The organism is Inquilinus sp. YAF38 (assembly GCF_052113205.1).
Taxonomy (GTDB): domain Bacteria; phylum Pseudomonadota; class Alphaproteobacteria; order DSM-16000; family Inquilinaceae; genus Inquilinus.
This window is the reverse complement of the sequence record NZ_JBFRCU010000143.1, coordinates 1-10,929: the sequence shown is the minus strand read 5'-3', so window position 1 is coordinate 10,929 and position 10,929 is coordinate 1. Positions and strand designations below refer to the sequence as shown.

The 10,929-nt window shown below is 69.3% G+C and carries 11 protein-coding genes and 1 pseudogene; 7 read left to right on the top strand and 5 right to left on the bottom strand.

Features of this window, described 5'->3' with window-relative positions:
• Positions 1–68: 68 nt before the first annotated feature.
• The 5 genes from AB4Z01_RS34600 to AB4Z01_RS34580 are packed head-to-tail and all read left to right on the top strand — an operon-like array spanning position 69 to position 3,306.
• A complete protein-coding gene (locus AB4Z01_RS34600) occupies positions 69–704 on the top strand; it encodes a thiamine pyrophosphate-dependent enzyme (protein ID WP_441701164.1) in 636 nt (211 codons plus the stop codon).
• Positions 682–1,851: an OpgC family protein gene (locus AB4Z01_RS34595; RefSeq protein ID WP_441701162.1), complete on the top strand. Its 1,170-nt coding sequence runs from the start codon at positions 682–684 to the stop codon at positions 1,849–1,851. Before AB4Z01_RS34600 ends, AB4Z01_RS34595 begins: the two co-directional genes overlap by 23 nt.
• Entirely contained in the window at positions 1,848–2,675 is an 828-nt protein-coding gene (locus tag AB4Z01_RS34590; protein WP_441701160.1) for an alpha/beta hydrolase family esterase, read from the top strand. Before AB4Z01_RS34595 ends, AB4Z01_RS34590 begins: the two co-directional genes overlap by 4 nt.
• A complete protein-coding gene (locus AB4Z01_RS34585; RefSeq protein ID WP_441701158.1) occupies positions 2,672–2,806 on the top strand; it encodes a hypothetical protein in 135 nt (44 codons plus the stop codon). Before AB4Z01_RS34590 ends, AB4Z01_RS34585 begins: the two co-directional genes overlap by 4 nt.
• A gap of 26 nt (positions 2,807–2,832) precedes the next feature.
• Entirely contained in the window at positions 2,833–3,306 is a 474-nt protein-coding gene (locus tag AB4Z01_RS34580; protein WP_441701156.1) for a YHS domain-containing (seleno)protein, read from the top strand.
• 714 nt (positions 3,307–4,020) lie between these two features.
• Here AB4Z01_RS34580 and AB4Z01_RS34575 read toward each other — a convergent pair.
• The 4 genes from AB4Z01_RS34575 to AB4Z01_RS34560 are packed head-to-tail and all read right to left on the bottom strand — an operon-like array spanning position 4,021 to position 8,825.
• Positions 4,021–5,904 (bottom strand): bifunctional sugar phosphate isomerase/epimerase/4-hydroxyphenylpyruvate dioxygenase family protein, encoded by a 1,884-nt coding sequence (locus AB4Z01_RS34575; protein WP_441701154.1) that lies wholly within the window; start codon positions 5,902–5,904, stop codon positions 4,021–4,023.
• Positions 5,905–5,926: 22 nt separating this feature from the next.
• Positions 5,927–6,937 (bottom strand): TRAP transporter substrate-binding protein, encoded by a 1,011-nt coding sequence (locus AB4Z01_RS34570; RefSeq protein WP_441701152.1) that lies wholly within the window; start codon positions 6,935–6,937, stop codon positions 5,927–5,929.
• Between the two features lie 49 nt (positions 6,938–6,986).
• Positions 6,987–8,267 carry a TRAP transporter large permease subunit gene (locus tag AB4Z01_RS34565; RefSeq protein ID WP_441701150.1) on the bottom strand — a complete coding sequence of 427 codons (1,281 nt, stop codon included), beginning with the start codon at positions 8,265–8,267 and terminating at the stop codon, positions 6,987–6,989.
• A 3-nt stretch (positions 8,268–8,270) separates the two neighbouring features.
• Positions 8,271–8,825: a TRAP transporter small permease gene (locus tag AB4Z01_RS34560; protein ID WP_441701148.1), complete on the bottom strand. Its 555-nt coding sequence runs from the start codon at positions 8,823–8,825 to the stop codon at positions 8,271–8,273.
• A gap of 149 nt (positions 8,826–8,974) precedes the next feature.
• Here AB4Z01_RS34560 and AB4Z01_RS34555 point away from each other — a divergent pair, with 149 nt between their 5' ends.
• Together AB4Z01_RS34555 and AB4Z01_RS34550 are read left to right on the top strand one after the other, a co-directional pair.
• Positions 8,975–9,796, top strand: a complete 822-nt coding sequence (locus AB4Z01_RS34555) for a cyclase family protein (protein WP_441701146.1) — start codon at positions 8,975–8,977, stop codon at positions 9,794–9,796.
• A gap of 108 nt (positions 9,797–9,904) precedes the next feature.
• Complete coding sequence (locus AB4Z01_RS34550) at positions 9,905–10,651, top strand: TetR/AcrR family transcriptional regulator (RefSeq protein WP_441701144.1); 747 nt, start codon at positions 9,905–9,907, stop codon at positions 10,649–10,651.
• Here AB4Z01_RS34550 and AB4Z01_RS34545 read toward each other — a convergent pair.
• A pseudogene (locus AB4Z01_RS34545) lies at positions 10,596–10,929 on the bottom strand (shikimate dehydrogenase); the annotation flags it as partial. The gene AB4Z01_RS34550 and the pseudogene AB4Z01_RS34545 sit on opposite strands and share 56 nt — an antisense overlap.

The window sequence follows — 10,929 nt, the reverse complement described above, 5'->3', positions numbered from 1 at the left end:
TCGACAAAGRGCCCTCACCCGGAGCCGCTGGCGCGGCTCCGACCTCTCCCGCAAGCGGGAGAGGTACTGTGGAAGCCGGAAAGGCGACGCCGACCTGGCCCGACGGCGAGCCGGCCGCGGCGCGGGCAGCGCTGGCCGAACGCTTCGCCGCCCGCGCCGACTGGGGCCCGCACGCCATCATCGAGGTGCTGAACCGTGCGGTCGGTGAGGACGACCTGGTCACCGTCGATGCCGGCGCCCACCGCATCCTCCTATCCCAGAAATGGGTCGCGCGGCGGCCGCTGTCGCTGCTGCAGTCGACCGGCTTCTGCACCATGGCCGCGGCCCTGCCGCTGGCGATCGGCGCCAAGGTCGCCGACCCGTCGCGCCGAATCGTCGCCGTGATGGGCGATGGCGGGCTGGAGATGGGGATCGGCGAGCTGGCGACGCTGCGCGACCTCGGCCTGCCGGTCACCATCGTGCTGTTCCAGGACCGGAGCCTCGCCCTGATCGCCCTGAAGCAGAATTCGGCTGGGCTGGCGCCGCATGGCGTCGCCCTGGGCCTGACCGATTTCGCCGCGGTCGCCGAAGGCTTCGGCGGCCATGGCCGCACCGTCGCCGGCGCTGCCGAGCTGGCGGAGGAGCTGGCCGCCGCCCGCACCCGCGACCGCTTCACCCTGATCGCCTGCAGGTTCGACGCCGATGCATATCACCAGGCCTTCTGAGCCGCCGGCGCGCGAGGCGCTGTCCAGCGCCGCCGGGGTAAAGCCTCGGCGCGATCCGCGGCTCGACGTCTTCCGTGGCCTCGGGATGCTGATCATCCTGACCGCGCATATCCCCGACAATCAGTGGATCCTGTGGATCCCGGCGCGCTTCGGCTTCTCCGACGCGACCGAGATGTTCGTGTTCCTGTCCGGCATGGCCTCGGCCATCGCCTTCGGCCGGGTGTTCGACCGCGACGGCTTCGCTCGCGGCACCGGCCGGGTCGCCCGCCGGGTCTGGCAGATCTACTGGATCCATGTCGCGGTCTTCGTCGTCATCGCCGCGCTGGCGGCGGCGGCCGGCACCCGGCCGGGCGGCGAGAGCTATATCGTCGAGCTCAACCTGCCGCATTTCTTCGCCGATCCGATGGGCCTGCTGCCGCGGTTCCTGGCCCTGGCCTATGTGCCGAACTACTTCGACATCCTGCCGATGTACCTGGTGATCCTGGCGCTGATGCCGGCGATGATTCTGGCCGAGCGGCTGCATAAAGTGCTGCCCTTCGTGCTGATGGCGGCGATCTGGGGCCTGACCCAGGCGCATCTGCTGGACCTGCCGGCCGAGCCCTGGTCGGATCGCAGCTGGTTCTTCGACCCCTTCGGCTGGCAGCTGCTGTTCTATCTCGGCTTCTTCCTGATGCGGCGCACCCTGCCAGCGCCGGGCTTCAATCGGATCCTGATCGCGTTCGCCACTGCCTTCGTGCTGGCGACCGTGCCCTTCGCTTACTATCGGATCCTAGAAGCCTCGCCGTTCTTTGGCGGCTGGGCCCAGGCGCTGGCGCCCCTCACCGACAAGACTCATTTCGGCATCCTGCGGCTGGTCCATTTCCTGGCGCTGGCCTATCTGGCGGTGCATCTGGTCGGGCCCGGCGGGGCGCGGCTGAAGGGCGCGGCGGTCGCCGTGATCTCCAAGGTTGGGCAGCAGACCCTGGCCGTGTTCGTCAGCGGCATGGTCACGGCCCAGCTGCTGGGTATGGTGCTGGACCATGCCGGCCGCGATCCGTTCACCGTGGCGGCCGCCAACCTGGCCGGTTTCGGCGTGCTGGTCGCGGTGGCCTATGCCGTGGCCTGGTTCAAGGCAGTGCCGGCCCGGCCAGCGGCGGTGCCGGCATGATGCGGCCCGCCCTGATCGCTCTGGCCGCGCTGCTGCTGCCGGGCGCGGCCGCGGCAGCCTGCGGCGGCGACGTGCCGTGCCGCGTCGCCGACGGCGAATACCGCATCGCCCTGCCGCCGGGAGGCGCACCGGCCGGGGTCTATCTGTTCTTCCATGGCTATGAGGGCTCGGCCGCCGAGCAGATGCGGGCGGCCGAGCTGATCGCGGTGGCCCGCGCGCACGGCCTGGCCTTCGCCGCCCCGGACGGGCTTGACCACACCTGGTCCTTCGCGACCTCGCCCAGCCACGACCGCGACGAGACCCGCTTCGTCGGCGAGGTGCTGGACGACCTGCAGCGCCGCTTCGGCTTCGGCCCGGACCGGGTGGTGGTCGGCGGCTTCTCGCAGGGCGCGTCGATGGCCTGGTATGTCGCCTGCCATCTCGGCGGCCGCGTCGCCGGCGCCGTCACCTTCTCCGGCGTGTTCTGGGACCCGCTGCCGCTTCCGTCGGACTGCCAGGCCGTGCCGCCGCCGCTGGTGCATGTCCACGGCCGGGCCGACCGCACCTTCCCGTTGGCCGGCCGCGCCATCGGCGACCGCTGGCACCAGGGCGACACGTTTCTCAGCCTCGCAGTGCTGGAGGCGCGGGCCGGCTGCCGGTCCGGCACCGACACGCCGATGACGATCGCCGGCATCGCCTGCACCCAGGTCCAGGGCTGCGAGCGCGGCCCGATCACCCTGTGCCTGCATGATGGCGGGCACGAGGTGCGGGCCGACTGGCTGGACGGCGCCCTCAGCGCGCTGGGCCTGCCCACCACCCCGATCACCAGCGAGGTTCTGCCATGACCCGAAGCACCGAGGACCCGAAGCGGTCCAACGACGCCGTCGCCCGCGAGCTGGCCCGCAAGGACCGCCGCATCCGCGAATTGGAGGAGGAGCTGGCCCGGCTGCGCGCCGCAGCACTGCTGGCCCAGTGACCCCGCATTCCCGAAAGGAGCCGATCATGTTCCGACGCACCCTGCTGGCGCTGGCCGCGCTGGTCTGCATCGTGCCCCTGGCCGCCCCGGCGCAGGACGCACAGCACCCCGTCAACACGCTGGGGGCACCGGCCGATCACGTCGCCATCCGCGGCTACGATCCGGTCGCTTATTTCCGTGAAGGCGGGCCGCGCCAGGGAAAGCCCGAATTCGCCGCGCAGCACGCCGGCGCCACCTGGTGGTTCGCCAGCGCCGAGGACAAGGCGCTGTTCGAGGCCGATCCGGAGAAGTACATGCCGGCCTTCGGCGGCTTCTGCGCCTATGGCACGTCGCGCGGCTACCTGGTGAAGATCGAGCCCGAGGCCTGGTCGATTGTCGACGGCCGGCTGTACCTGAACTACGACCTCGGCGTCCGCGACACCTGGGCAAAGGACCCCAAGGGCTATATCGACCAGGCCAATGCGAACTGGCCCCGCCTGGATCAGGGCGACATCAAATAGTGCCGGCGCCCTCGAGATCGATCTTGCAGCCCTTCCCCGTCATGGCGAGGCGCGCAGCGCCGCGGCCATCCAGAGATCGAGCCGCTGGATGGCCACGCCCCTTCGGGGCTCGCCATGACGGGTCTTTATTTCAGGTCCTGATATGAGGCCATTCCGAACAACAACTGAATCAAAAAGACTGTCATGCCCGAGCTCGACCCACGAGTGTCCGGTTAAGCTTTTCGGGTTGCAGATCTAGGTACCGAACTAGATTTTTATTGTCATTGCCGGGCTTGACCCGGCAATCCAGGGGCCATGGAGAGCCGCTCTGACAGCCCCTGGATCCTCGGGTCAAGCCCGAGGATGACAACTAAATAGAATATCGACCTAAGATAAACAGGATTTGGTTGCGATTTTTCCTTAACCGGACAGCCGTGGGCTTGACCCGGGCATCCAGAGGCCGTCGACATCTTCTGGATTGCCGGGTCAAGCCCGGCCATGACAAGTAATATCAAACTTTCTCAAGGTCGACTCTCCGGCCCCTTCCTCGTCATGGCGACCCCGGCGAAAGCCGGGGGTGGCCATCCAGTCGTGCAGCCGGAACGAACCCGACCATCCTGGATGGCCACGTCGCTACGCTCCTCGCCATGACGGTATGGAACAGGGGTCATCGTCAAATGTGGGCTGGTATAAGAAGCTTTGAAGCGCATGTTCTCAAGTGTCTCCTAAGCCGCCTCAGATCCGCGGCATGGTGACGTCCGGCGCGAGCCGCGTCTGTGCCGCCAGGCGGATCGGGGCGTTGGCGGCGCCGAAGCCGGCATAGAACCGGCGCTGCACGATCTCGAAGAAGAAGCGGTCGGCGAAGCTGGTAGTGTAGAGCTGGAAGAACTCGCCGCCGCCATCGCGGTCATACAGGATCCCGGCCTCGCGCAGCCGGTCGAGCAGATCGGGCTCCAGCGCGAAGCGGGCCTCGACGTCGTCGTAATAGTTGGCCGGGATCGGCAGGAACTCGACGCCGGCCTGCCGCATCCGCGCCGCCGTGGCGAAGATGTCGTCCGTCTCCAGCGCGATGTGCTGGATGCCGGAGCCGAAGAACTCCGACAGGAAGCGCGCCGACAGGGTGCGGTGGCTTTGCGAGGCGTTCAGCACGATGCGCAGCGTGCCTTCGGTGTTCTGCACCACCTGGCTGCGCACCAGCCCGGCGGGGTCCGGGATCTCCAGCTCCGGCGTCTTCGCCAGGTCGAAGATCGCGCTGTAGAACAACCGCCAGGACAGCATCTCGTCATACTGCATCGACTGCGACAGGTGGTCGATCCGCGCCAGCCCGGTCTCCGGCGCCGCGCCCTCGACCGGGACGAAGTCGACCTCGCGCCATCGCGCCAGCGCGCTTGTGGCATCGACCAGATAGATCAGGCTGCCGCCGACGCCGCGGATCGCCGGGATCTCCAGCTCGCCGGGCTCGACCTCCTGGCGGAATCCGGTCGCCAGCAGGGCGGCGGCCCGCGCCGCCGCCGCCCGGGCGTCGTCGACCTTGAGGCAGATCGCGCAGGCGGCCGGCCCATGCATGATGTAGGCGGCATGGGCATAGCCCTCCTTCTCGCGGTTGACGAGAAGGGCGATGCCGCCCTGCGACCACAGGGTCACGTCCTTCGACCGGTGCCGGCCGCGCCGGGCGAAGCCCAGGCCGGCGAACAGCGCCTCCAGCTCGATCGCGCCGGCCTCGTCGACGGCGAATTCGACGAACTCGACGCCGAGGCACCGGGCGCGCTCCGGCAGCAGCGGCCCGGCCCGCTCGGCGTCGGGCTTGCGCCGCTCAAGCGTGTCGGCCAGCTGCAGCAGCGACCGCCGCCCGTCGATCGCGACCGACCGGGCCGAGCCGGCGCGGAAATGATCGTTGAAGATTTCGAGAGAGTAGACGCCGTCATAGCCGGTCGCGGCCACCGCCTCGGTGAAGGCGGTCACCGGCAGGTCGCCCTGGCCGGGCAGGTTGCGGAAATGCCGGCTCCAGGACAGCAGGTCCATCTCCAGACGCGGCGCGTCGGCCAGCTGGACCAGGAAGATCCGGTCGGCCGGGATGGCGCGGATGCTGTCCGGGTCGATGCCGCGGGACAGGGTGTGGAAGCTGTCCAGGATCAGCCCGATGGCCGGATGGTCGGCGCGGCGCACGATTTCCCAGGCGTCGCGGTGGTCGTTGACGTGCCGGCCCCAGGCCAGCGCCTCGAAGCCGACCTTCAGCCCGCGCTTCGCCGCCCGTTCCCCCAGCTCGCGGAAATCCGCGGCGGCGCGGTCGATGCCGCCCAGCGCCGCCGGCGAGACGTTGGAGCAGACCAGCAGCAGGTCGGCGCCGAGCTCGGCCATCAGGTCGAACTTCCGCTCGGCCCGCTCGAACACGCGCGTACGCTGCGGCTCCGGCATGCCCTCGAAGTCGCGGGAGGGCTGGAAGGTGGTCACGACCAGCCCGGCGTCGCGCACCATCCGCCCGACCTCGCGCGGCGCCGCGTCGAAGGACAGGAAGTCGTTCTCGAAGATCTCGACGCCGTCGAAGCCGGCGGCGGCGATCGCCTCCAGCTTGTCGCGCAGGTCGCCGCTCAGGGACACGGTGGCGATCGACGTCTTCATCGGAACGACCTCCCGCCGTGGCTCACTTCTTCCGCAGCTTGTCCAGTTCGGCCTGCAGCAGCGCGATGGTGTCGGCGCCGATCTTGGGGCGGAACTCCTCGACCACCGGCGCGGTGGCGGCGCGCAGCTTCGCCACCTCGTCGGGTGGCAGCTCGGTGACCTCCATGCCGTTGGCGCGGATCTCGTCCAGCGCCTTGGCGTCGGCCTCGCGCGACACCTGGCGCTGATAGTCCCGCGCCTCGGTGGCGGCCGATTGCAGCACCGCCCGCTCCTCGTCGTTCAGCTTGTCCCAGAACGACTTGCTGACCAGGACGATCTGCGGGTTGTACTGGTGCCGGGTCAGGGTCAGGTACTTCTGCACCTCGTAGAACTTGGCGTTGATGATGTTGGCCGACGGGTTCTCCTGGCCGTCGACGGTGCCGGTGTCCAGCGCGCCGTACAGCTCGGGATAGGGCATCGGCACGGCGTTGGCGCCGAGCGCGTTGAACACGGCGATCGGGATCGGCGACTGGATGGTCCGGATCTTCAGCCCCTTGATGTCGTCGACCTTCGCCACCGGATGGCGGTTGTTGGTCAGGTTGCGGAACCCCAGCTCCCAATAGGCCAGGCCGACCAGCCCCTTCTCGGGCAGCAGGGTCAGCAGATGGTCGCCGAAGGCGCCGTCCATCACCGCATCGGCCTCCTGCGGCGTGTCGAACAGGAAGGGCAGGTCGACCGCGCCGAAGGCCGGGGCGTTGCCGGCCAGGATGCCGGCGTTCATCACCGTCATCTCGACGATGCCGCCCTGCAGCCCCGACAGGGTCTGCACGTCGCCGCCCAGCGTGCCGCCCGGGAACAGCTGCACCATGATCTTGCCGCCGCTCTTCTCGGCGACGATGGCGGCGAACTTCTCCATGCCCATGACCTGGGGATGGCCCTTGCTGTTCGCTGCCGCGAACTTGATGTGCTGCTCGCGGATCTCGGCCCGTGCCGCCGGGGCCAGCAGCAGCGCCGCCGACAGCGCGGCGATCAGGCCGGTCAGGGTCCTGGACATGATGATCCTCCCAAGGATTGTTCGACTTCGTTGGTGTCGGCCGGCGCGGTCATCGGGCCAGCCATTTGGCCGGAACCATGACCAGCTCCGGGAACAGGATCAGCAGGGCCAGCACCGCCAGCTCGGCCAGGAGGAAGGGCCAGACGCCCTTCATCAGGTCCTCCATGGACAGCTTCGACACGCCGCAGACGACGTTCAGCACGGTGCCGACCGGCGGGGTGATCAGGCCGATCGAATTGTTGATGATGAACAGCACGCCGAAATACACCGGGTCGATGCCCGCCTGCTTGATCACCGGCATCAGGACCGGCGTCAGGATCAGGATGGTCGGGGTCATGTCCATCGCGGTGCCGACCGCGACGACCAGCAGCATGATCACCGCCATCAGCAGCATCGGGCTGTCCATGAACGGGTCCAGCATGGCGGCCAGCTGGCCCGGCAGGTCGGCGACCGTGATCAGCCAGGCGGAGACGCCGGCGGCCGCCACCAGGAACATCACCACGGCGGTGGTCTTGGCGGCCGAGACGAACACGTCGAACAGCTGCCCGGGCCCCAGCTCGCGATACACGACCATGGCCACGAACAGGGAATAGACGGCGGCGACCACGCCGGCCTCGGTCGGGGTGAACACGCCGAATTTCAGCCCGACGACGATGATCACCGGCAGCATCATCGCCCACAGGCTGTCGATCAGGGCGCGCAGGCGCTCGGCCCCGCTGCGGCGCGGCGGCAGGTCGATCTGCTCGCGCCGGGCCACCAGCAGCCAGGCGACGCAGAGGGCCAGCGCGATCATCAGGCCGGGCGCGATGCCGGCCAGGAACAGCTTGGTGATCGAGACGCCGCCGACGACGCCGAACAGCACGAAGCCGATGCTGGGCGGGATGATCGGGCCGATGATGGAGGCCGAGGCGATCAGCCCGCCGGACCGGGCGGCGCCGTGGCCGGATTTCAGCATCATCGGCAGCAGCAGGGCACTGAGCGCCGCGGCGTCGGCCAGGGCCGAGCCGGACAGGCTGGACAGCAGGCAGGCGGCCAGGATGACGACGAAGCCGAGCCCGCCGCGGATATGGCCGACCAGCGCCATGGCCAGGTCGACGATGCGGCGCGACAGGCCGCCGGTGTTCATCACCTCGCCGGCCAGCATGAAGAAGGGCACGGCCATCAGCGGAAAGCTGTCGGCGCCGTTGATCACGTTCTGGGCGACGATCTGGGAATCGAACAGGCCGAGATGGATCATCAGCGCGACGCCGCTGAGGATCAGGGCGAAGGCGATCGGCATGCCGATCGCCATGGTGCCCAGCAGCGACGACAGGAAGACCGCGACGACCACGGCTCAGCGCTTCCTGGCAGTTCGGGGGGCCGCGGGCTCGTCGAGGCCGGCGAGTTCCTCGGAGTCGCGGACCAGGATCAGCTCCTCCGGCCCGGCCCGGCCGAGGATGAGGCGGGCGAGGTCGGCCAGGATGATCAGCGCGGCCGGCACGGCGAAGGCGATGCCGGCGCCGTACATCAGCGCCATCGGGTAGCCCACGGCCGGCGAGGCGACGTCGAGGTTGATCACGGCCTGCTCGACGCTGCCCTTCAGCAGCAGCCAGATCGCCAGCAGCGCCAGCGCGCCGGACAGGGCGAGGCAGGCCTTGGCCGCGGGCCGGGGCAGGCGACGCAGCAGCGTGTCGACGCCGATATGGCCGCGCTCGCGCAGCGCGACCACGGCGCCGAGGAAGATCAGCCAGACGAAGAACAGCCGCGACAGCTCCTCCGACGCGGTCAGCCCCTGGTTGAAGGCGTAGCGCAGCACGACGTTGCCGAAGACCAGCACCACCATTCCGGCGAGCAGCAGGGCCATCAGCAGCTTCAGCAGCGCGAAATAGCTCTCGACGGCAAGACGCATCGGGCTCTCCCTGTGATGGCCGCCGGCCGTGGCTTCGCCGGTTCCGAATTCTTCTTCCTCAGAAATGTACGAACTGGTACGTATAGTCAAGCGCCGAGGCGTGATCCGGCGAGGATCGGTCATTCGGGCGCGGCAAGGGAGGGAGCGCCATGTGCCCACCGGGCTGTCTGGAAACGATCTGCCGCCATGTCACCCGGCGCGGCGTGCTGAAGGGCGGCATCGCCCTGGCCGCCGCCTCGGCCGCCCCCGTGGTCGGTGCCGTCGCGGCGCCGGCCGCACGGTCCTTCACCGAGGTGCAGGACCTGACCCATCCGCTGTTCGAGGGCTTTCCGACCTTCGACGGCTCGAAATGGTTCACCATGGAGCCGGTGTTCCGTTACGCGAAGGACAAGCTGAACATCAACCGTTGGACGCTGATGGAGCACACCGGCACGCATATGGACGCGCCGCTGCACTTCTCGGCCGACGGGCGCAGCGTCGACGAGATCCCGGTCACCGACCTGGTGGTGCCGCTGGCGGTGATCGACATCTCGCAGCGGGCGCAGGACGACCCGGACAGCGCGGTGACGCCCGATGACATCAAGCGCTGGGAGGCGGCGAACGGCCCGCTGCCCGAGGGCTGCTGCGTGGTCATGAATTCCGGCTGGCACCGGCTGCTGCAGTCGCCGCGCTTCGCCGGGCGGGACGATGCCGGCAAGAACCACACGCCGGGCTTCCACGGCGAGACGGCGCATCTGCTGATGACCGAGCGCAGCGTCAAGGGCATCGGCGTCGACACCCTGTCGCTCGATCTCGGCATCGAGACCGGCCGCTTCCCGGTGCATTATTCCTGGCTGCCGAGCGGGCGCTGGGGCGTCGAATGCCTGGCCAATCTCGACGGCCTGCCGGCCAAGGGCGCGCATCTGGTCCTCGGCGGCCCCAAGGTGAAGGGCGGGACCGGCGGGCCGAGCCGGGTGCTGGCGCTGGTGTAGAAGGGCGCGGCGCGAAAGCGCTTGTTCGCGGCCGTGAAGTTCCGGAGAACTAGACCGTCCGCCGATCGGCGGCGGCGTCGGTGCGGGGAGCGGGGAGCGGGCCAGGAGATGGCGGGCAGGACCAAGTCGGGCGCGGCGGAGCGGAAGACCGCCCGCAAGAACGACCCCGAGCGCACCAGGCAGGATATCCTCGAGGTCGCGACCGAGGAGTTTGCGACCCATGGGCTGAGCGGCGCGCGCGTCGACGCGATCGCCGAGCGCACCCGCACCTCCAAGCGCATGATCTACTATTATTTCGGCGGCAAGGAGGGGCTGTACCACGCGGTGCTGGAGAAGGCCTATGCCGACATCCGCACCGCCGAGGCGGCGCTGCATCTGGAGGATCTGGCCCCGGAAGAGGCGATGCGGCGGCTGGCCGAATTCACCTTCGACTATGACGAGGCGCATCCCGACTTCATCCGCCTGGTCAGCATCGAGAACATCCACCGGGCCGAGCATCTGGCGCACACCGCCTCGATCCGCAGCACCAATCTCGGCATCGTCCAGACCATCGCCGCGATCCTGGAGCGCGGGCGGAAGGCGGGCGTGTTCCGGGCCGAGGTCGATCCGGTCGACCTGCACATGCTGATCAGCGCCTTCTGCTTCTTCCGCGTCTCCAACCGCCACACCTTCGGCACCATCTTCCGCCGCGACCTGTCGGAGCCGGCGCTGCGCGAGAAGCACCGGCGGATGATCGGCGACGCCGTCATCCGCCTGCTGCAGGGCGGGGCGGAGGCGGCGGTTGCACCCGCAGCGGCCGTTACCCCGGCCCGAGCGAGGCGAAGTGCCGGGTCATCCGGTCGGAATCCGGCGTGATGCCGGTGAACAGCCGGAACGCCTCGACCGCCTGGAACACCGCCATGCCGCCGCCGTCGAGGGTGCGGCAGCCGCGGGCGCGGGCGATGCACAGCAGCTCGGTCTCGAGCGGGAAGTAGACGATCTCGGCCACCCAGTGCCGCGGCGCCAGCAGTTCGTCCGGCAGCGGCAGGCCGGGATGGTTCGCCATCCCGGTCGGGGTGGCGTGGATCAGCCCGTCGGCCGCGGCCATGGCGGCGGCGAGGTCGGTGCCGGCCACCGCGCGGCCGGCGCCGAAC